This window comes from Mycobacterium sp. 1164966.3, from assembly GCF_001665395.1.
Lineage (GTDB): Bacteria > Actinomycetota > Actinomycetes > Mycobacteriales > Mycobacteriaceae > Mycobacterium.
The window spans coordinates 24,369-45,925 of the sequence record NZ_LZSG01000062.1 but is presented as its reverse complement, the minus strand read 5'-3'; the positions used below and the strand labels follow the sequence as shown (position 1 = coordinate 45,925).

Here is a 21,557-nt window from a genome sequence, read left to right as displayed (position 1 = left end):
CTGCGCACGCGCCCATACCCTGGGTGGATGACGGTTGCTCGCCCGGCTGGCAGGCCCGCCGCGCTGATCTGGCCGCTGTTGGCCGGCGTTGCGGTCCTTGCGGGCGGCACGGCGGCCGGAATCGGGGCGTTGTCGCTGACGAATGCGCTGGCAGCCACCGGTTTGCCCAATCCCGGTCCGGCGACCACGCTGGGCCTGCCGTTCGTCCGTGCTTTCGGTGAGATCGCGGCGGTTTTGGCCGTCGGGGGGTTCTTGTTCGCGGCGTTCCTGGTGCCGCCCCAGCGCACCGGCGTGCTCGACGTCGGCGGGTATCGCGCGTTGCGGCTGGGGACGGTGGCGTCGGGAACCTGGGCGGTGTGTGCCGCCCTGCTGGTTCCGTTGACCGTCTCTGACGTCTCCGGTCACCCGGTGACCGAGCACCTCAACCCGGTGACGTTGTGGTCGGTGGCTGGAATGATCAACACCGCTTCAGCGTGGCGCTGGACCGCCGTGCTGGCCGCCATCGTCGCGCTGGCCAGCCTGCCGGTGCTGCGCTGGTCTTGGACGCCGCCGCTACTCGCCGGATCACTGGTGACACTGCTTCCGCTCGGGCTAACCGGTCACTCGTCGGCCGGGGGTTCGCACGACTTGGCCACCAACAGTCTGCTGATCCACCTCGTCGCCGCCAGCCTGTGGGCCGGTGGCCTGCTGGCTTTGTTGGCAGCTGCGCTGCGACGGGCTGAGCACACTGACCTGGCGGCTCGGCGCTTCTCGGTGATCGCGTTGTGGTGCTGGGTCGCCATGGCGCTCAGCGGTTTGGTCAACGCCCTCGTGCGGGTCCTGCCGTCGGACCTGCTGACCACCGGATACGGGCGGCTGGTGGTTGCGAAGTTCGTCGCGCTGTGCGCGCTGGGGACCGTCGGCTGGCGCCAGCGGCGCACCGCAGTCGCTGCGCTGCAAGAGGATTCGAGCCCGCGCAAAAGATTGCTGACTCGGCTGGCACTGATCGAGGCGGCGGTCTTCGGGTTGACTTTCGGGATCGCCGTGGGGCTGGGCCGAACGCCGCCGCCACCACCGCCCATCCGGATACCGTCGATCCCGGAAGCCGAGATCGGCTACGACTTCGACGGGCCGCCCACGCTGCTGCGGGTGCTGTTCGACTGGCGATTCGACCTCATCTTCGGCACGGCGGCAATCGTGTTGGCAGGGTTGTACGTGGTCGCGGTGCTGCGGCTGCGCCGCCGCGGCGACAGCTGGCCGCCGGGACGGACATTGGCCTGGCTGCTGGGCTGCGCGGCGCTGCTGTTCGTGACGTCGTCGGGCGTGGGTCGCTACATGCCGGCGATGTTCAGCATGCACATGGTGGCCCACATGGGATTGTCCATGCTGGTGCCGATCCTGCTGGTGCTCGGCGGTCCGGTCAGCCTGGCCTTGCGGGCGCGGTCGGCCGCCGGCCGCGATGATCCGCCGGGCCCGCGGGAATGGCTGTTGGCCGCACTGCACAGCCGGGTATCGCGGCTGCTCACCAATCCGGTGGTGGCGACCGTGCTGTTCGTCGCCGGGTTCTACGGCCTGTACTTCGGGAGCATTTTCGACGACGCCGTGGGCAGCCACGCCGGCCATCTGGCGATGAACGTGCACTTTCTGCTCAGCGGCTATCTGTTCTATTGGATCGTGATCGGGGTGGACCCAACACCGCGGCCGATCCCGCCGCTGGCCAAGGTGGCGGTGGTGTTCGCCTCGCTGCCGTTACACGCCTTCTTCGGGGTCGAACTCATGAGCACGCGCAGGGTGCTCGGCGTCGCCTACTACCGGTCACTGGGGCTGAGCTGGCATACCGATCTGTTGGGCGATCAACGGCTTGGCGGTGGAATCGCCTGGGCGGCAGGGGAACTGCCCCTGGTGATCGTGATGGTCGCGCTGCTGGTGCAGTGGGCGCGCAGCGATCGGCGCACCGCGCGACGCTTGGACCGGGCGGCGGACCGCGACGATGACGTCGACCTGGCCGCCTACAACGCGATGCTGGCAGAACTCGCGCGTCGCGCCGCGCGGCGGTAGGGCTGGGCCGGGCCGGCCGCGACCGCCGACTTATCCCAAGTCGCGACTTTCTCCACAACCCTGCGTCGGGATCCCGGCCCTCGCTGTGGCCTGTCGGTGCAGCCGGGCTGAATGAGCACCAGACACAAGCACAACCAGCGAATGGAAAGGACTCTGAATCAATGTTCGAAACACCGCTTACCGTCGTGGGCCACATCGTCAACAACCTCGATCGCCGACAGGTCAGCAACCAGGAGGTCATCAAGTTCCGGGTAGCCAGCAATTCGCGCCGCCGGACCGCCGACGGCAGCTGGGAGCCGGGCAACTCGCTCTTCATCAACGTCAACTGCTGGGGAAAGCTGGTCACCGGGGTGGGCGCTGCGCTGGCCAAGGGTGCGCCGGTGGTCGTGACCGGCCACGTGTACACCAGCGAATACGAAGACCGTGAAGGCAACCGCCGTTCGTCGCTGGAGATGCGGGCCATCGCGGTCGGGCCGGATCTCTCCCGTGCGCTCGTGCGCATCGAGAGGCCCGGTTACACCGGTCCGAATGTTTCCGAAGACGCCGACCGGGCCGGCGGGGGCGCCGTCCATGAGCCACCGGTCGCAGGTGCTGACGCCGCCACGGCCGGGGACGACGTGGCCGGAGCTGGCGCGACCGCTACCGGCCGCACCGCGCTGCCGCTGTCGGCCTAACGGCGATCGCAAGCGCGGCGGAGCCGGGCGCGGCGGGTCGCCGCCATCGGTCTAGCGGCGATCGCAAGCGCGGCGGAGCCGGGACTAGCGGGTCGCCGCCATCGGCCTAGCGGCGGTTCCCCGCGAGCGGACACCACCATCCGCTCGCGGGGCGCGTCGGCCGACCGCCTTAACACTGTTCGGCGGTGCATAGGATGGTCCGCGAGATAAATCTGAAAGACCGGAAAGGCATAACTGCGGCATGGCTGAGTTCATCTACACGATGAAAAAGGTCCGCAAGGCGCACGGCGACAAAGTCATCCTCGACGACGTCACGCTGAGCTTCTATCCGGGCGCCAAGATCGGCGTCGTCGGCCCCAACGGCGCCGGTAAATCGAGCGTATTGCGGATCATGGCCGGGCTGGACAAGCCGAACAACGGCGAAGCCTTCCTTGCCACCGACGCCAGCGTCGGCATCCTCCTGCAGGAGCCGCCGCTGAACGAGGAGAAGACGGTTCGGGGCAACGTCGAGGAAGGACTCGGCGACATCAAAGTCAAGCTCGACCGCTTCAACGAGGTCGCCGAACTGATGGCCACTGACTATTCCGACGAGTTGATGGAAGAGATGGGTCGGCTACAGGAAGAGCTCGACCATGCCGACGCCTGGGACCTCGACTCACAGCTCGAACAGGCCATGGACGCGCTGCGCTGTCCACCGCCGGACGAGCCGGTGACGCACCTGTCCGGCGGTGAGCGCCGCCGGGTGGCGTTGTGCAAGCTGCTGCTGGCCAAACCGGACCTGCTGCTGCTCGACGAGCCGACCAACCACCTCGACGCCGAGAGTGTGCAATGGCTTGAACAACACCTGGCGGCTTACGCGGGTGCGGTTCTGGCCGTCACCCACGACCGCTACTTCCTCGACAACGTCGCGCAATGGATCCTGGAACTCGACCGCGGGCGTGCATATCCCTACGAAGGCAACTACTCCACGTATCTGGAGAAGAAGGCCGAGCGGTTGGCGGTACAGGGCCGCAAGGACGCCAAACTGCAGAAGCGCTTGCAAGAGGAACTGGCCTGGGTGCGCTCGGGCGCCAAGGCGCGCCAGGCCAAAGGCAAGGCCCGGCTGCAGCGCTACGAGGAAATGGCCGCCGAGGCGGAGAAGACCCGCAAGCTGGACTTCGAGGAGATTCAGATCCCCACTGGCCCGCGGTTGGGCAACGTGGTGGTCGAGGTCGAGCACCTCGACAAGGGATTCGAGGGACGCACGCTGATCAAGGACCTGTCGTTCACGCTGCCCCGCAACGGCATCGTCGGCGTCATCGGTCCCAACGGAGTCGGCAAGACAACGTTGTTCAAGACCATCGTCGGGCTCGAGCAGCCCGACAGCGGAACCGTCAAGGTGGGCGAGACCGTCAAGCTGAGCTACGTTGACCAATCTCGGGCCGGCATCGACCCGAAGAAGACGGTGTGGGAAGTCGTCTCCGACGGGCTGGATCACATCCAGGTCGGCCAGAATGAGATTCCGTCCCGCGCCTATGTCTCGGCGTTCGGCTTCAAGGGTCCCGACCAGCAGAAGCCGGCAGGGGTTTTGTCGGGGGGTGAACGCAACCGGCTCAACCTGGCGCTCACCCTCAAGGAGGGCGGCAACCTGATCCTGCTCGACGAGCCAACCAACGACCTTGACGTCGAGACGCTCGGCTCGTTGGAGAACGCGCTGGAGAAGTTTCCCGGCTGCGCGGTGGTGATTTCACACGACCGCTGGTTCCTCGACCGGACGTGCACGCACATCCTGGCCTGGGAAGGTGACGACGACAACGAGGCCAAGTGGTTCTGGTTCGAGGGCAACTTCGGCGCATACGAGGAGAACAAGGTGGAACGGCTCGGGGCCGAAGCCGCTCGGCCACATAGAGTGACCCACCGCAAGCTGACTCGCGGCTAATGTGAGCTCTGCCACTGTCTCGCAGAGCGTGGTATTCGTCGCGAGTTGGGAGGCATCGGCATGACGATCGATCCCCGAGCTAGGCACGAAGTCGCGGCGTGGACCTCGTTCACGCACAGCAGCGACATTCCGGACTGGATCTCGAAGGCCTACATCGAAAGCTATCGAGGTCCGCACGACGACGCGGCGCAACCCTCGGATGTCCCGGCAGCCGAAGCCGCCTCGCTGGTGACGCCGGCAATGCTGAGCGCCCATTATCGGCTCGGCGCGTGCCGGCCGTCCGGTCAAAGCTGCGTCGGCGTGCATCCGGCCGACGATCCCGCGGGCTTCGGGCCCGCGCTGCAGGTGGTCACCGAACACGGCGGCATGCTGATGGATTCCGTCACGGTGCTGCTGCACCGGCTCGGGGTCGCCTATACGGCGATCATGACCCCGGTGTTCGAGGTACATCGCAGCCCGACCGGCGAATTGCTGAGCATCGAACCGAAAGCCGAAGGCAGCTCACCGTACGTGGGGGAGGCCTGGATAGACGTCCAGCTCTCCCCGTCGGTCGACAGCAAAACCCTGGCCGAGGTCGAACGCCTACTGCCCAAGGTGCTGGCCGACGTCCAGCGCGTCGCGGCGGACGCGGCGAGAATGATTGCCATCCTTCGCGAGTTGGCGGCCAGCGTCGACAACAACACCGACGGCCACTACTCAGCGCCGGACCGCGAAGACGTTGCGGCACTGTTGCGCTGGCTGGGCGACGGGAACTTCCTGCTGCTGGGTTACCAGCCGTGCCGGGTGCAGGACGGCTTGGTCATCGGCGACGGAACCACCGGCCTGGGCGTCCTCCGGGCCCGCTCCGGCACCCGGCCCCGGCTGACCGACAGCACGAAGTTGCTGGTCCTGGCCCAGGCCGCGGTCGGCAGCTATCTGCGCTACGGGGCCTACCCGTATGCCATCGCCATACGCGAGAACCTGCCCGACGGTGGCGTTCTCGAGCACCGGTTCGTCGGACTGTTCACCGTCGCGGCGATGAACGCCGATGTGCTGGAGATACCGATGATCTCCGGACGGGTGCGTAAGGCGCTGACGATGGCCGACAGCGATCCCGCCCACCCGGGTCAGCTGCTGCTCGACGTCATCCAGACCATGCCACGGCCGGAGCTTTTCTCACTGAGCGCCGAACGGCTCTTCGCGATGGCAAAAGCCGTGGTGGATCTTGGATCCCAGCGGCGTGCGCTGTTGTTCCTGCGCGCCGACCGGTTGCAGTTCTTCGTGTCCTGCCTGGTCTATGTGCCCCGCGACCGCTATACCACCGCGGTGCGGTTGCAGATCGAGGACATCCTGGTCCGCGAGTTCGGCGGAACACGCCTGGAATTCACCGCTCGAGTCAGTGAATCACCTTGGGCGTTAATGCATTTCATGGTGCGGCTGCCCGAGGGAGATCCAGCTGCGGCCCCGGTCGACGTCTCCGAAGCCAACCGGCTGCGGATCCAGGCGCTGCTCAGCGAAGCCGCGCGCACCTGGGCCGACCGGTTGGTCGAAGCCGCAGGAGAGTCGTCAACGGGTGCGGTTTCACGATCCGACGCCGAGCACTACGCAACCGCCTTCTCCGAGGCCTACAAGCAGGTCGTCACCCCGGCCGACGCCATCACCGACATCGGCATCATCAGCGAACTGGCCGACGACTCGGTCAAGCTGGTGTTCGCCGAGGGCGACGAGCGCGGGGTCGCGCGGCTGACCTGGTTCCTCGGTGGACGCAGCGCGTCGTTGAGCGAGCTGCTTCCGATGCTGCAGAGCATGGGTGTCGTGGTGCTCGAGGAGCGCCCGTTCACGGTGACCCGGCCCGACGGGCTGCCGGTGTGGATCTACCAGTTCCGGATCTCGCCGCATCCGACCATCCCGGTCGCAACCACGGAAGCCGAACGTGACGCCACCGCAGAGCGATTCGCCGACGCCGTCACCGCGATCTGGCAGGGCCGCGTCGAGGTGGACCGGTTCAATGAGCTGGTCATGCGTGCCGGCCTGACGTGGCAGCAAGTGGTGTTGCTGCGCGCCTACGCGAAATACCTACGGCAGGCCGGTTTTCCGTACAGCCAGTCCTACATCGAGTCGGTGCTCAACGAGCATGCCTCTACCGCACGGTCCTTGGTCAACTTGTTCGAGGCGCTGTTTGACCCCAGGCCGTCGGGTGCGCCGTCGACTCGCGACGCGCAAGCGGCCGCCGCCGAGGTAGCTGCCGACATCGACGCGCTGGTCAGCCTGGACACCGACCGAATCCTGCGCGCCTTCGCGTCTTTGGTTCAGGCCACCCTGCGCACGAATTACTTTGTCACGCGCGAAGGTTCGGCCCGTAGCCGCGACGTGTTGGCGCTCAAACTCAACGCCCAGCTGGTCGACGAGCTGCCGCTGCCGCGGCCCAAGTTCGAGATCTTCGTGTACTCGCTGCGCGTCGAAGGCGTGCACCTGCGGTTCGGCCCGGTGGCGCGCGGCGGCCTGCGCTGGTCAGACCGCCGCGACGATTTCCGCACCGAGATCCTCGGCCTGGTGAAGGCGCAAGCGGTCAAGAATGCGGTGATCGTGCCGGTCGGGGCCAAGGGCGGGTTCGTGGTGAAGAAGCCGCCGCTGCCCACCGGTGACCCCGCCGCCGACCGCGACTCCGCCCGTGCCGAGGGCGTGGCCTGCTATCAGCTGTTCATCTCTGGGCTGCTCGACGTCACCGACAACGTCGACCATGCGACTGGAGACGTCAACCCGCCCCCTGACGTGGTGCGGCGTGATGGCGACGACGCATACCTGGTGGTGGCGGCCGACAAAGGCACCGCCACGTTCTCCGACATCGCCAACGACGTCGCGAAGTCCTACGGGTTCTGGTTGGGCGATGCGTTCGCATCGGGCGGATCGGTGGGCTACGACCACAAAGCCATGGGTATCACCGCTCGGGGCGCGTGGGAGGCGGTCAAACGCCATTTCCGCGAGATGGGCGTCGACACCCAGACCGAGGACTTCACGGTCGTGGGCATCGGCGACATGAGCGGGGATGTATTCGGCAACGGCATGCTGCTGAGCAGGCACATCAGACTGATCGCCGCGTTCGACCACCGGCACATCTTTCTCGACCCGGACCCGGACGCCGCATCGTCCTGGGACGAACGCAAGCGGATGTTCGAACTGCCCCGCTCGAGCTGGGACGACTACGACAAGTCGCTGATCAGTGCGGGCGGTGGGGTGTACAGCCGCGAGCAGAAGGCGATTCCGGTCAGCGAGCAGGTCCGTGCGGCGCTGGGGATCGAGGGAGACATCAGCGAGCTGGCGCCGCCCATGCTGATCCGGGCGATCCTGCAGGCCCCGGTGGATCTGCTGTTCAACGGCGGCATCGGCACCTACATCAAGGCGGAAAGCGAATCCGACGCCGACGTCGGTGACCGCGCCAACGATCCGGTGCGGATCAACGCAAACCAGTTGCGCGCCAAGGTAATCGGTGAAGGCGGCAATCTCGGGGTCACCGCCCTGGGGCGCGTCGAGTTCGATCTGTCCGGTGGGCGGATCAACACCGACGCGATGGACAACTCCGCCGGCGTGGATTGCTCCGACCACGAAGTCAACATCAAAATCCTGATCGACTCGCTCGTCACCGCGGGCAAGGTCCAGCCGGAGGAGCGCACCTCGCTGCTGGAATCGATGACCGACGAGGTCGCCCAACTGGTGCTCGCCGACAATGTCGACCAGAACGACCTGATGGGGACCAGCCGTGCCAACGCGCCCAGCCTGTTACCGGTACACGCCGATCAGATCAAGCACCTGGTGGCAGAACGCGGCTTGAACCGTGAACTGGAGGCGCTGCCGTCGGAGAAGGAGATCCACCGGCGGTCCGAGGCCGGCATGGGCCTCACCTCGCCCGAGCTCGCAACCTTGATGGCACATGTCAAGCTGGCGCTCAAAGAGGACGTGCTGGCCACCGAGCTGCCCGATCAAGACGTCTTCGCATCCAGGCTGCCGGAATACTTCCCGAAGCCACTGCGGGATCGTTTCACCCCGGAGATCCGCTCGCACCAGCTGCGCCGCGAGATCGTCACCACCATGCTGATCAACGACCTGGTGGACACCGCGGGCATCACCTACGCGTTCCGCATCACCGAGGACGTCGGTGTCACCTCGATCGACGCGGTGCGCACCTGGGTTGCCATCGACAACATCTTCGGGATCAGCCACATCTGGCGACGCATCCTGGCGGCGAATCTGCCGGTGGCGCTGTCGGACCGGCTGACCCTGGATACCCGTCGGCTGATCGACCGGGCCGGACGCTGGCTGCTCAACTACCGGCCGCAGCCGCTGGCTGTCGGCGCGGAGATCAACCGCTTCGCCGCGAAGGTCAGGTCGTTGACGCCGCAGATGTCGCAGTGGTTGCGCGGTGACGACAAAGCCATCGTCGAGCAGGAAGCCAGGGAATTCACCGAGCAGGGCGTTCCCGACGACTTGGCTTACCGGGTCGCCGCCGGCCTGTACCGCTACAGCCTGCTCGACATCATCGACATCGCGGACATCACCGAGATCGAGCTCACCGAAGTCGCCGACACCTACTTCGCCCTGATGGACCGGCTGGGTACCGACGGACTACTGACCGCCGTGTCGCAGCTTCCCCGCCACGACCGCTGGCATTCGTTGGCGCGCTTGGCGATTCGTGACGACATCTATGCCTCGCTGCGGTCGCTGTGTTTCGATGTGCTGGCCGTGGGGGAGCCGGACGAAAGCGGCGAAGAAAAGATCGCCGAATGGGAACACACCAGCGCGTCACGGGTGGAGCGGGCCCGCCGCACGCTCAACGAGATCTACGAGAGCGGCGCCAAGGATCTCGCGACGCTGTCGGTGGCGGCGCGACAGATCCGCCGGATGACACGCACCAGCGGACGAGGATCGTCTGGATGAGCGTCGGGTTCGTCGCACCGGTGCCGGTGCGCTGGTCGGACATCGACATGTACCAGCACATCAACCACGCGACCATGGTCACGATTCTCGAGGAGGCGCGTGTCCCGTTCCTCAAAGAGCCGTTCGGTGCGGACATCACCACCATCGGACTGCTCATCGCCGACGTCCGAGTCACCTACAAAGATCAGCTGCGCCTTGCCGATTCGCCACTGCAAGTGACGATGTGGACCAAGCGGCTGCGTGCGGTCGACTTCACGCTGGGTTACGAAGTGCGTTCGGTCAACGCAGATCCCACGTCCAAGCCGGCCGTCATCGCCGAGTCACAGCTCGCCGCGGTGCACATCAAGGAACAGCGTCTGGTGCGCTTGTCGCCACACCATCGGGAGTATCTGCAACGGTGGATCAGGGAATAGCGGAGGTAGCCGAGCGCGGACTCTGGCTGCGCGACGCGGCCCATCGCGCCGATCTGGCCACGTTCGTCGACCATGCGATGCGGCTGGACGACTCTGCGGTCATCCGGATCCGCGCGCGGTCCGCCGGATTGCTCACCGCCTGGGTCGCAACGGGTTTCGACGTGCTGGCCAGCCGGGTGGTGGCCGGCAAGATGCGCCCCGACGACATGTCGGTCGGTGCGGACGGGCTGGCGCAAGGGCTTTCGGCCATGGATCCGTCCGGCTACGTCGACCCTGGGTTCCCGATGGACTCCGCATGGCGTGGCGCATTGCCACCGGAATCCGGCTTCACCCACCTCGACGACATACCGGCGCGGGTGATGCTGGACCTGGCCGCCAGTGGCGCGCGACTTGCCAAGGAGCACAGCAGTTCTCACGGGCCTCCCGTCTCGCTCCTGGATCAGGAGGTGATTCGGGTCAGCTCCTCCGATGCCAGCGTCGGGCTGCCTATGCGCTGTGTGTTCGCTTTGACCGCAATGGGTTTCCTGCCGCAGTCATCTGATGTCCAAACCGACGAAATCATCCGGGTCCGGATCATGCCGTCCTGGTTGCGGGTCGACGCCCGGTTCGGCTCGGTATACCGGCGCCGCGGCCAGCCGGCACTGATGCTGCGCTGACGGCTGGGTGCGATTGAACTGTTGTGATCAGCGTGAGTTTATGCCCGACTCGTCGTGGGTTTACCCGGCGTTGACGCCCCAGCGATCAGGTGCCGTACACCATCCACAATGGCAGGACGCTGTCGAGGTAATCCATGAATTTTTTGAGCCCCACCCGGTATTGGCCGTAACCGTAGCGGTCCGGCGCGTATTCGGGAAAAGCTATACCGAACCCGAACAGTCCAGGCGCCAGTATGCCATTTTTCGGGTTGTACTCGAGCTGACCCCACTGCGGCGTCTCGGGTAGTTGCCTGCGCTCAAAACCGACGGTATAGACAGCGCGGCTGCATTCGGCGAATTTCTGCTCGAATTCTGGGCTCGAGACCCAGTATCTTTCCAGACGCTCCGGATATTGGCCATCGATATTCTCGCGGGCCCATTCGGCGGCTCGCCCCTTCAGGCCGACGTCGTCGAACAAGATCCAATCGTCCAAATAAATCGCGTATCTGAGTGGACTCCGGTAGAAGTTGATGACCCGTTGTACAGGCAGGCGCAGGAGATGCGGCAACGCGATCATCGTCGAATGCGAAGAGCCGAACACGGCAACCGTCTCACCTTCGAGTGGCTGTTGTGCAAGCTTCTCTGGATCGAGCGCCACTTCTACAGGAATCTCCTCCACCTGGGGATAAGAAAGCTTCTTCGGAATTGCTCCGACCGCGAGAATGACATTTCGCGACGTCAGTTCGCCGCGCTCCGTTTCGATTCGCCACCGTCTTTTCTCGAGCCACAGTGCGGTCGCCGTCGTTTGGCAGACAGCTATCTGCTCACGCAATTTGCCGGTGATCCACACCAAGGGATCGGCAACCAGGGCAAGGGCACATGTTTCCTGCGGATCGATCTCCGTAAGCGGCATAGGGGGTGCTGATGAAAATCGAAAGGCGGGCGAACCGTTCAGGTACTCGAGGAAAGTGCCGACCTGGGTATTGCTTGATACTGACCGCCATTTTTGGCCCAGGTCGCCTGCAGCGAAGGCGGGATCAATCCAGGCAATTTCATCGGGTGCGATGCCCCGATCGAGGAGTCGTCCGACCGCGGCAATTCCCGCGGGTCCGGCTCCGATCACAGTCCACGAGTACGGTGCCACACACCAGATATAGAGCAGCGAGCGGCATATCGCTCACAAAGCGCTGAACAGCCGGTGATTGTTCGACACGCTTTAGACCAGCCACGCCGCGGCATCCGGCGGCAGTCTGCCTCCGGTCAGCGGCGCACTGACCAGCAGCACCTCCCCCCGAGGCAGCGTGATCGGGCGTGTACCCGCGTTCAGGACGCACACCAGGCCACCGCCGCGGCGGTGGAAGATCAGCGCATGGCGTGGCGAGGCCAACCAGTCGATGCCGGTACCGGCGAATTCGGAACGGCTCCTGCGCAATTCGAGTGCCCGCCGGAAAAACGACAGCATCGAGCCGGGGTCTGCGCGTTGTTTCTCCACGGTCAGATCCGCCCACTCCGCCGGCATTGGCAACCAGGTGTCGGCGCACGCCGAAAACCCGAACGGGGGAGTGTCGCCCGACCACGGAATGGGGACCCGGCACCGGTCGCGGCCGCGTTCGGTATGTCCCGAGCGTTCCCACGTCGGGTCCTGCAGCACCTCGTCCGGCAAGTCGACATCGGGCAAGCCGAGCTCCTGGCCGTTGTAGATGAACACCGCGCCGGGCAGGGCGAGCATCAGCTGCGCCATGGCCCGCGCGCGGCGCAGCCCGATCACGCCATCGCCGTAACGGCTGACCTCGCGGCCCACATCGTGATTGGCCAGCGTCCAGGTCGGCGTCGCGCCCTGTAGCGCCACCGCCGCCAGCGAGTTGTCGACCGCGTCGCGGATGTCGGCCGCGTCGAACTCGGTTTGCGTTAACCGGAAATTGAAACCCAGGTGCAGTTCGTCGGGACGCAGATACTCCGCCCAGCGGGCGTTGTCGCGGACCCACACCTCCCCGACGGTCACCGCCCCGGGATAGTCGTCGACGACCGCGCGGATGTCGCGGTGGATCGCATGCACGTTGGGGTGGTCGAACCGGGGGTCGTCGTCGGTATGGCGTAACACCTCGCTGTCGCCCGGGGTGTCCGGCAGGTCGGCCGGCTTGGCCATCCCATGTGCCACGTCGATGCGGAAACCGTCCACGCCGCGTTCCAGCCAGAAGCGCAGCGTTTTCCCGAAGTCGTCGAAGACGTCCGGATGGTCCCAGTTCAGATCTGGCTGCTCGGCGTCGAAGAGGTGCAGATACCACTGGCCGGGGCGGCCGTCCGGTTCGACCACGCGCGTCCAGGCGGGCCCGCCGAAAACCGACTCCCAGTTGTTGGGCGGTAGGGACCCGTCCGGGCCTCCGCCGTCGCGAAAGAAATAGCGGTCCCGCGCCGCACTGCCCGGACCGGCCGCCAGCGCTGCCTGAAACCACGGGTGCGCCGAGCTGGAATGGTTAGGCACCACGTCCATCGTCACTTTGATGCCCAGGCGATGCGCCGCGGCGATCAGCCGCTCAAATGCGGCCAGCCCGCCGAACAACGGGTCGATGTCGCGCGGGTCGGCGACGTCGTAACCGTGGTCGGCCATCGGCGAGACGGTGACCGGGTTGATCCAGATCGCGTCTACGCCAAGCTCTTTCAGGTGATCGAGATGCGCCGTCAACCCGTCCAGGTCACCGACGCCGTCGCCGTTGCTGTCGGCGAACGACCGCGGATACACCTGGTAGAAGACGGCGTCCGACCACCACACCTTGCGGCCCATCAAAACGGGGAGTTAACCAAGGAGTGGGCGGCCATCTCCAGGTAGTCGAGCAGCTCGCGGCGGTGCTCGTCGTCCAGGGTCTGCGAATCGATCGAGGCCACCGCCGTGTGCATGCACCGAAGCCAGGCGTCGCGCTCGATGGGCGAGATCCGGAACGGGACGTGACGCATCCGCAGCCGGGGGTGGCCGCGTCGGTCGGAGTAGGTGCGCGGGCCACCCCAGTACTGCTCCAGAAACATGCGCAGCCGCTCCTCGGCGCCCGCGAGGTCGTCCAGCGGATACACCTCACGCAGGATCTCGTCCTCGGGGACTTGGGCATAGAAGCGCGAAACGATCGTATTGAATGTCTCGGCACCGCCGACAGCGTCGTAGAAAGACTGTTGCACCTGATCCATCAGAGCGTCCTGAGGGGACCGGCGGCTTGAGCCGTTGGCGGAATCGGGACTTCCGGCGCGCTGCGGCGGAGTTTGTCGTTGCTCACTACTAGCGTTCCTTGTGGGATCGGACTGGTCCTTCGTGCCGCGTCGTGAGACGCACCGCAGAGAAGAATCCGAGGCTGAGTGGAGGCCATGAAGCTGCTGGCTTCAGCCATCAGAGATGTCACCTCCTCCATTGTGGGGCATCGGCCGCGGCCCGCGCCCGGCGGGCCGATGGCGGTTCGGAGCGGCCGGGCGATGCCGGCCGTTCACCGGGTCGACACGGCACGCACCTGCAATAAGGGTGCGATCGGCGCCGAATCATGGTGGACTGTTCCGCGGAGGATCTATGGCGCAGGGCAAGAGACGCCGCAGCCACCGCAGTTCCGGTGCCGCGGCAGGGTTAACCGGGCCCCCGAACGCGCCCTGCCTGCATAGCGTCGACACCCATCCGCCCACCCGACACGAGAGCGCGTCGATATGGAGCCGGCGCCGGGTCCTGCTGCTGAACTCCACCTACGAGCCGCTCACCGCGCTGCCCATGCGCCGCGCGATCGTCATGGTGATGTGCGGAAAGGCCGACGTGGTGCACGACGACCCCGCCGGGCCGGTGATCCACTCGGCGACCAGGTCGATCGTCGTGCCGTCGGTGATCCAACTGCGTACCTACGTGCGGGTTCCGTACCGTGCCCGGGTGCCCATGACCCGAGCCGCGCTGATGCATCGCGACCGATTCTGCTGCGCGTATTGCGGAGGCAAGGCCGACACCGTGGACCATGTGGTGCCGCGGAGTCGTGGTGGCGACCACACCTGGGAGAACTGCGTCGCGTGCTGTTCGACCTGTAACCATCGCAAGGGCGACAAGCTGCTCGCCGAACTCGGATGGGTGCTGCGCCGCACGCCGTTGGCGCCGACCGGGCAGCACTGGCGTCTGCTGTCCACCGTCAAGGACCTGGACCCGTCGTGGGCCCGGTACCTCGGCGAGGGCGCGGCCTGACCGGAATCCCGAGTCCTAACCGCACCGGCACTGCCGGTGGGATACGGTTTGCGTCGTGAACGCTCTGCAGATCCACGGTTTGTTCATCGGGATTCCGCTGTTGCTGGTGGCGGTGCTGGCACTGCTGATCTGGTCGCGCAAGGGACCCCACGCCGCGACCTACAAACTGTCCGAGCCCTGGACACATCCACCCATCCTGTGGGCGGCGACCGACGAAGCGGTCGGCGGCGGGCACGGTCACGACAGTCATGGCGAAGCGCAGTTCACGGTCGGAGGTGGCGCCAGTGGCACATGGTGAGGTTGCGACGATCGAGCCGACCGAACTCCCGAAGGGCTGGGTGCTGACCACCAGCGGCCGGCTGTCCGGGGTCACCGAGCCCGGCGAGCTGTCCGTCCAGTACCCATTCCCCATCAAAGACCTCGTCGCCATCGACGACGCGCTGAAATACGGCTCGCGGGCGTCGCAGGCGCGATTCGCCATCTACCTGGGTGACCTGGGGAGCGACACTGCGGCGCGGGCGCGCGAGATCCTGGCCAAGGTGCCGACGCCGGACAACGCGGTGCTGCTCGCCGTATCGCCGAACCAAAGCCTCATCGAGGTGGTCTACGGTTCAGCGCTGCGGGGGCGCGGCGCGGAGTCGGCCGCCCCGCTCGGCGTCGCCGCCGCTTCCTCGGCCTTCGAGCAAGGCAACCTCGTCGACGGGCTGGTCAGCGCGATCCGGGTGCTCAGCTCCGGGATTGCCCCGGCATAGGTTTCGGGCGAGCTTTGCCGCCGCCGGTGAACCGCTACCAGCAGGCACTACAGGCCGCGGGACTGCTTGGCAGCGCCGGACCGGGGGGCTATGCGCAATGGCTGGCCAACGCCGAACACCGGCAAGCGCCTCCGGCGGTGCTTGTCGAGATCGCACACCAGCACGGCATCGAGCCCGACAGTTTCGGGGTGCTGCGCGACCTGGAGGAGATCAAAGACCCCCTCGGCAAGTCGTTCTACCTGCTGCCCTCGGGGACCAGTGGAGACGACGCTCGCAAGGCGGTGCTGATGACCTACGTCGTCAACGCGGGCACCGACTACGGCAAGGCGGGTGAGCGGCCCGGAGTCACCAACGACTTCCCCGAGACGGCGTACTCGGCCGCCGAGGTGCAGCGCATCGCCGACCGCCAGCACGCGAACCGGTGGAGCTACGTCCAGGACGTCGGGTTCGTCGAACGTTGCGGCGGACGCCTGGTGACAACGCCCAACGGCATGCTGATGGGGCTGGGCGGCAACCGGATCCTGCGCCTGTTCACCCGGCACGGCGGCACCGCGTGGGGCGACATCTTCATGGTCAACCTCGGTTCCGAGAACCCCGCCCACCTGCTCCGGCTGATCATCCAATCCGGGCACGCGTGGTGCGCCGGCCGCGACGGCCGGCCCTTCGAGACCGACCTCGCGCTGGACCGCGTCCTGCATCACGAGGAGCGGCACTGCGCGCAGTGGGCCGCCAAGGGCTATCTGGGCATGATCGGCGGTTACGGCCGGGAAGTGGTCCGCGAGCGGGTCTTTCGCAAGATCAACCGGATCGAGCAGGACGCCGGCCTGTCCGACGGCGGTTATCGCTGATCAGTCAGCGGCACCTGAATTCAAGGCGTCGAACTCGCGGGCCCGCAGCGACCGCTTCACTCCCGCCTGGCCTTCCAGCACCAGCCGGCGCAAGGCGGGCGGGATCTCCGATTCCGGCGCGGCCAGGAACTTGTCGGCTGCCGCGATGCCCGCGTCGCTGATGTCCCAATACGGGTACAGGCCGACCACGACGGATTGGGCGACTTCGCTGGACCGGCGGGCCCAGACTCCCGGAATCGCCTCGAAGTACCGCGTAGTGAAGGGTTTGAGCAGCTCGGCCTGACCCGGCGCGGCGATGCCCGCGATGATCGCGCGTCCGGCGGCGTTGGCCAGCGTGTCGTCCTCGACCACCGTGGTGAAAGCCTCCTCTTTGACGCCGAATTGCGGTCGTGCGGCTGACGCCTGGGCGCCGTGTCGCTTCCCGGCGGCAGTCGGGTCGCGTTCGATCTCGGCGTCGATCCGCGGCGACTCGGGTCCGTCGGCGTCGATGGCCCCGGCCGTCGCCAGCGCGGTCACGATGCGCCAGCGCAGGTCGGTGTCGACCTCCAGGCCCGCCAGCCCCAGCCCGGCTGGGTCGGCATCCAGCAGCGCGGTGAGCACCTCTACATGCCGCGGCGAGAGCACCGACGAACACAGCACATTGACGTAGGCGAGCTGATGATCCGATCCGGGTTCCGCGGCGCGCGCCAATTCCAGTACCCGGTCGGCGAATTGCGGCCAGCCGTGCTCGGCGGCCCAGCCGGGCTCCGCGTAGGAACCCAGTGCGGTCTGTGCCTGCAACAGCAGCCGCTGCAGCACGGTGAGCTCGGTCTCGGCCTGTACGCCGCCCGACACCAGAGCCACGAAGTCGCGGGCACGCAGCTCGGCCTCGCGGGTCATTTCCCAGGCCGCCGACCACACCAGCGTGCGGGGCAGCGGATCGGCGATGTCGGCGATGCGCTGCAGCGCGGTCTGCAGGGATGCTTCGTCCAGGCGCAGCGAGCAGTAGGTCAGGTCGTCGTCGTTGACCAGAATCAGCTGGCCACGCGAAACACCAACCAGCGCAGGGACTTCCGTCTCAGGGCCGGACACGTCGAGTTCCTCGCGATGCACCCGCACCAGCTTGCCGTTGTCGTCCTCGTCGTAGATACCGACCGCGAGCCGGTGCACCCGGGTCTCGCCGGCCCCCGGCGCGGCGCCGCCCTGCGTCACCTTGAAGCGGGTGAACCTGCCGTCCGCGTCGACGTCGAAGTCCGGCCGCAGCGTGTTCAGCCCGGTGGTCTTCAGCCACTGCTGACCCCAGTTCGACAGGTCGCGGCCGGACGCCTTTTCCAGCGCGCCCACCAGGTCGTCGAACGTGGCATTGCCGAACGCGTGGGTGCGGAAGTAGTCGCGCAGGCCGGCCAGAAAGTGCTCCAGCCCGACGTAGGCGACCAGCTGCTTGAGCACCGACGCTCCCTTGGCGTAGGTGATGCCGTCGAAGTTCACCTCGACGGCGGCCAGGTCCGGGATGTCGGCGGCGATCGGGTGCGTCGACGGCAGCTGGTCCTGGCGGTAGGCCCACGACTTCTCGACCGTGGCGAACGTCGTCCACGCCTCGGTGAATTCGGTGGCCTCGCTCTGGCACAGCACCGAAGCGAACGTGGCGAAGGACTCGTTCAGCCACAGGTCGTCCCACCAGGTCATGGTGACCAGGTCGCCGAACCACATGTGCGCCATCTCGTGCAGCACCGTCTCCGCGCGCCGCTCGTAGGAAGCCCGGGTGACCTTGCTGCGGAAGACGTAGTCCTCCAAGAACGTCACCGCGCCGGCGTTTTCCATTGCGCCGGCGTTGAATTCGGGCACGAACAGCTGGTCATACTTGCCGAACGCGTACGGCATGCCAAAGTGCTTGTGGTAGAAGCCGAATCCCTGCTTCGTCTGGGTGAACAACCGCTCGGCATCCATATGGTCGGCCAGCGACGCCCGGCAGTAGATGCCCAGCGGAATCTCGCCGTGTCCGTCGGAGTACACGTCTTCCCAGGACGCGTATGGTCCGGCGATCAGCGCAACCAGATAGGTGCTCATGCGCGGGGTGGTGGCGAAGGTGTGTATGCCGTCGGACACGCTGGTCGCGGCGCCGTTGGAGATGACCTTCCAGTGCTTGGGCGCGGTGACCCGGATGTCGAACGTGGCCTTGAGGTCGGGTTGGTCGAAGCAGGCGAACATGCGCTTGGCGTCGGCGGTTTCGAATTGGGAGTACAGGTAGGTCTCGTCGTCCACCGGGTCGACAAAGCGGTGCAGGCCCTCGCCGGTGTTGGAGTAGCGGCAGTCGGCGTCGACGACGACCTCGTTGCGTTTCGCCAAACCGGTCAGCGGGATCCCGGTGGATTCGTCGTAGCCGGAGACGTCGAGTTCGCGACCGTTGAGCCGGGCGCTTCGGATCGTCTCGGCGGCGATGTCGATGACCGTGTCGGCGCCGGCGAGGGCGTCGAACACCACGGTGGTGGTGGACCGGAAGGTTCGGGAGCCCGGACCGCCGTGACCATCCGTGAGGTCGAGATTGATCTGGTAGTTGTCGACGGTGATCAGCGCGGCGCGCTCGGCAGCCTGATCGCGGGTGAGGTTAGGAAGGGCCACGCGTCCCAACTTAAACGTCGGGACGGGAACAGGTGCGCTGCGACTACGGTTGTGCAGGACGGTGTGTGACCGTCTGTAAACCTCGAGGAGAGGACTGCGCAATGGCTGAAAAGGCCGCAAAGCAAAAGGCCGCTGAGAAATCCGCCGCCGATTTCTGGTTCGACCCGCTGTGTCCGTGGTGCTGGATCACGTCGCGCTGGATTCTCGAGGTGGAGAAAGTTCGCGACATCGAGGTGCACTTCCACGTCATGAGCCTCGCGGTGCTCAACGAGAAGCGTGAAGACCTGCCCGAGCAGTACCGCGAGGGCATGAAGAAGGCCTGGGGTCCGGTGCGGGTGGCGATCGCCGCCGAGCAGGCGCACGGCGCGAAAGTGCTCGACCCGCTGTACACCGCGATGGGGACCCGGATCCACAACGAGGGCAACAAGGACCTCGACGAGGTCATCAAGCTGTCGCTGGCCGACGCCGGGCTGCCGGCGGAACTGGCCGAGGCAGCCACCAGCGACGCCTACGACGAGGCGTTGCGCAAGAGCCACCACGCCGGCATGGACGCCGTCGGTGAGGACGTCGGCACTCCGACCATCCACGTCAACGGCGTGGCGTTCTTCGGGCCGGTGCTGTCCAGGATTCCGCGCGGCGAGGAGGCCGGCAAGTTGTGGGACGCGTCGGTGACGTTCGCGGCCTACCCGCACTTCTTCGAACTCAAGCGGACGCGTACCGAGCCGCCCCAGTTCGACTAGGAGTCGCGGGCCCCGGCCGAGTGTGAAACGCCCGACGCAACACGCCGGCGCAACGTCGCGGAGTTCACTCTCGCGGGATGCTGGGGAGGGCGTCGTGCACAATGTCGGCATGCGCGTCTACCTGGGGTCAGACCATGCCGGATTCGAGCTCAAGCAACAGATCGCCGAGCACCTGAAGAACACCGGGCACGAGCCGATCGACTGCGGCGCCTTCAGCTACGACGCCGACGACGACTACCCGGCTTTCTGTATCGCGACCGCGACACGCACGGTGGCCGATCCGGGCAGTCTGGGCATCGTGCTGGGGGGTTCGGGCAACGGTGAGCAGATCGCCGCGAACAAGGTCCCCGGTGCGCGCTGCGCCCTGGCCTGGAGTGTGCAGACCGCACAGCTGGCCCGCGAACACAACAACGCCCAATTGATCGGCATCGGCGGTCGCATGCATACCCTCGAGCAGGCGCTGGCCATCGTCGACGCGTTCGTGTCCACTCCGTGGTCGAATGCCCAACGCCATCAACGGCGAATCGACATTCTCGCCGAATACGAACGCACCCATCAGGCACCGCCGGTTCCCGGCGCCGTGTCCTGACCGGGCCCGCGAGTCACCGTGCCCGAAGGGCATACGCTGCACCGGCTGGCCCGGTTGCATCAGCGCCGGTTCCGCGGCGCGCCGGTCTCGGTGTCCAGTCCTCAGGGCCGGTTCAGCGATCCGGCGGCGGTGGTGGACGGCCGGGTGTTGTTGCGGGCCACCGTCTGGGGCAAGCACCTGTTTCATCACTACGCCGGCGGGCCGATCGTGCACGTGCATCTCGGTCTCTACGGCAGCTTCACCGAATGGCCGCGTCCGGTTGACGGGCCGCTTCCCGAAGCGGTCGGACAGGTGCGGATGCGGATGGTGGGCGCCGAGTACGGCACCGACTTACGCGGCCCGACCGTCTGCGAGGTGGTGGACGAGGGTCAGGTCGCCGACGTGGTGGCCAGGCTGGGGCCCGACCCGTTGCGCGCCGACGCCGACCCGGCCTGGGCCTGGAGCCGGATTACCAAGTCCCGCAGGCCGATTGGCGCGCATTTGATGGACCAGACAATCATCGCCGGGGTGGGCAACGTCTATCGCAACGAATTGCTGTTCCGCCACGGCATCGACCCGTATCGGCCCGGCCGGGGTATTGGCGAGGCGGAATTCGACGCCGCGTGGACCGATCTGGTGGCCCTGATGAAGGTAGGCCTGCGGGGCGGCAAGATCATCGTGGTCCGGCCCGAACACGACCACGGCCTGCCGTCATACCGGCAAGGGCGGCCCCGTACCTACGTGTACCGGCGCGCCGGCGATCCCTGCCGGGTATGTGCGACGACAATCCGCACTGCGGTGCTGGAGGGCCGAAATGTGTTCTGGTGCCCCACCTGTCAAATCTGAAGTTGGTGGGCGTGTATCAAAACACAAGCCAATTGGCGGGAAACTATAAGGAAGAAACGCTCGCGTCTACTGTTTCCGCAAAGGTTCGTCGGGTAGAAGTGGGAGCTGTGAAAAACCTTCCACGTTTAGCTGCAACGATTTTCGCCATGTTTGCCGGTTTAGGCCTGAGCGGTGTGGGGACCGCGGTCGCCGCCCACGCACAGCCCGCGCCGATCCCCGACTACCACTGGTGCCCCGGCCAGTGGTGGGATCCGGGTTGGGGCCAGAACTGGGACGGGGGCAACTGCCACGACGACCACCACCGGGACATGGACGGGTTGGACCACAGCCGCGACTGGAACGAAGCGCCAGGCCGCCCGGACGATCGGGGGCCGTGGCAGCCGCAGCCCTGGCAGCGGTGATTTCGGGCATCCCATTGTGAT

Annotated in this window: 18 protein-coding genes; 14 read left to right on the top strand and 4 right to left on the bottom strand. The window is 66.4% G+C overall.

From position 1 onward, the window contains the following. Positions 1-27: 27 nt before the first annotated feature. From A9W99_RS21425 to A9W99_RS21400, 6 genes are all read left to right on the top strand, one after another. Positions 28-2,037, top strand: a complete 2,010-nt coding sequence (locus A9W99_RS21425) for a cytochrome c oxidase assembly protein (RefSeq protein ID WP_067382922.1) — start codon at positions 28-30, stop codon at positions 2,035-2,037. 161 nt (positions 2,038-2,198) lie between these two features. Then, entirely contained in the window at positions 2,199-2,711 is a 513-nt protein-coding gene (locus tag A9W99_RS21420; RefSeq protein WP_067382919.1) for a single-stranded DNA-binding protein, read from the top strand. 241 nt (positions 2,712-2,952) lie between these two features. Further along, positions 2,953-4,629, top strand: coding sequence for an energy-dependent translational throttle protein EttA (ettA, locus tag A9W99_RS21415; RefSeq protein WP_067382917.1), 1,677 nt, complete (start codon positions 2,953-2,955; stop codon positions 4,627-4,629). 60 nt (positions 4,630-4,689) lie between these two features. Further along, positions 4,690-9,540, top strand: coding sequence for an NAD-glutamate dehydrogenase (locus tag A9W99_RS21410; protein ID WP_067382915.1), 4,851 nt, complete (start codon positions 4,690-4,692; stop codon positions 9,538-9,540). Then, on the top strand, positions 9,537-9,953 hold the full coding sequence (locus tag A9W99_RS21405; RefSeq protein ID WP_067382912.1) for a thioesterase family protein: 417 nt from the start codon (positions 9,537-9,539) through the stop codon (positions 9,951-9,953). The genes A9W99_RS21410 and A9W99_RS21405 overlap by 4 nt, the downstream gene beginning before the upstream one ends. After that, a complete protein-coding gene (locus A9W99_RS21400; RefSeq protein ID WP_067383682.1) occupies positions 9,950-10,609 on the top strand; it encodes a hypothetical protein in 660 nt (219 codons plus the stop codon). Before A9W99_RS21405 ends, A9W99_RS21400 begins: the two co-directional genes overlap by 4 nt. A gap of 85 nt (positions 10,610-10,694) precedes the next feature. Here A9W99_RS21400 and A9W99_RS21395 read toward each other — a convergent pair whose 3' ends face one another. From A9W99_RS21395 to A9W99_RS21385, 3 genes are all read right to left on the bottom strand, one after another. Beyond that, positions 10,695-11,711 (bottom strand): pyridine nucleotide-disulfide oxidoreductase, encoded by a 1,017-nt coding sequence (locus A9W99_RS21395; RefSeq protein WP_067383678.1) that lies wholly within the window; start codon positions 11,709-11,711, stop codon positions 10,695-10,697. Between the two features lie 93 nt (positions 11,712-11,804). Beyond that, positions 11,805-13,370, bottom strand: coding sequence for a glycoside hydrolase family 13 protein (locus A9W99_RS21390; protein WP_067382911.1), 1,566 nt, complete (start codon positions 13,368-13,370; stop codon positions 11,805-11,807). Beyond that, positions 13,370-13,756, bottom strand: a complete 387-nt coding sequence (locus tag A9W99_RS21385; RefSeq protein WP_156623243.1) for a globin — start codon at positions 13,754-13,756, stop codon at positions 13,370-13,372. Before A9W99_RS21385 ends, A9W99_RS21390 begins: the two co-directional genes overlap by 1 nt. Before the next feature lie 379 nt (positions 13,757-14,135). Between A9W99_RS21385 and A9W99_RS21380 the strand changes: the two genes are divergently transcribed. The 4 genes from A9W99_RS21380 to A9W99_RS21365 all read left to right on the top strand — a co-directional run bounded on the left by A9W99_RS21380 (position 14,136) and on the right by A9W99_RS21365 (position 16,383). Then, the gene (locus A9W99_RS21380; RefSeq protein ID WP_067382905.1) at positions 14,136-14,783 is read left to right on the top strand and encodes an HNH endonuclease; all 648 of its coding nucleotides are present in this window, start codon (positions 14,136-14,138) and stop codon (positions 14,781-14,783) included. Between the two features lie 64 nt (positions 14,784-14,847). Next, entirely contained in the window at positions 14,848-15,081 is a 234-nt protein-coding gene (locus tag A9W99_RS21375; protein WP_067383676.1) for a hypothetical protein, read from the top strand. After that, on the top strand, positions 15,068-15,535 hold the full coding sequence (locus A9W99_RS21370; protein WP_067382903.1) for a DUF5130 domain-containing protein: 468 nt from the start codon (positions 15,068-15,070) through the stop codon (positions 15,533-15,535). The genes A9W99_RS21375 and A9W99_RS21370 overlap by 14 nt, the downstream gene beginning before the upstream one ends. A gap of 26 nt (positions 15,536-15,561) precedes the next feature. Next, complete coding sequence (locus A9W99_RS21365) at positions 15,562-16,383, top strand: hypothetical protein (protein WP_253870190.1); 822 nt, start codon at positions 15,562-15,564, stop codon at positions 16,381-16,383. Here the strand turns inward: A9W99_RS21365 and pepN are convergent, their stop codons facing one another. Further along, positions 16,384-18,981 (bottom strand): aminopeptidase N, encoded by a 2,598-nt coding sequence (gene pepN / locus A9W99_RS21360; RefSeq protein WP_067382900.1) that lies wholly within the window; start codon positions 18,979-18,981, stop codon positions 16,384-16,386. Positions 18,982-19,082: 101 nt separating this feature from the next. On the opposite strand from pepN, the gene A9W99_RS21355 reads away from it, so the two are divergent. The 4 genes from A9W99_RS21355 to A9W99_RS21340 all read left to right on the top strand — a co-directional run bounded on the left by A9W99_RS21355 (position 19,083) and on the right by A9W99_RS21340 (position 21,536). Continuing rightward, a complete protein-coding gene (locus A9W99_RS21355) occupies positions 19,083-19,721 on the top strand; it encodes an Rv2466c family mycothiol-dependent reductase (protein WP_067382896.1) in 639 nt (212 codons plus the stop codon). A gap of 109 nt (positions 19,722-19,830) precedes the next feature. Beyond that, complete coding sequence (locus A9W99_RS21350; RefSeq protein ID WP_067382893.1) at positions 19,831-20,310, top strand: ribose-5-phosphate isomerase; 480 nt, start codon at positions 19,831-19,833, stop codon at positions 20,308-20,310. Positions 20,311-20,328: 18 nt separating this feature from the next. Beyond that, positions 20,329-21,135, top strand: a complete 807-nt coding sequence (locus A9W99_RS21345) for an Fpg/Nei family DNA glycosylase (RefSeq protein ID WP_067382891.1) — start codon at positions 20,329-20,331, stop codon at positions 21,133-21,135. 146 nt (positions 21,136-21,281) lie between these two features. After that, complete coding sequence (locus A9W99_RS21340) at positions 21,282-21,536, top strand: hypothetical protein (protein WP_067382888.1); 255 nt, start codon at positions 21,282-21,284, stop codon at positions 21,534-21,536. The last annotated feature ends 21 nt before the right edge of the window (positions 21,537-21,557 follow it).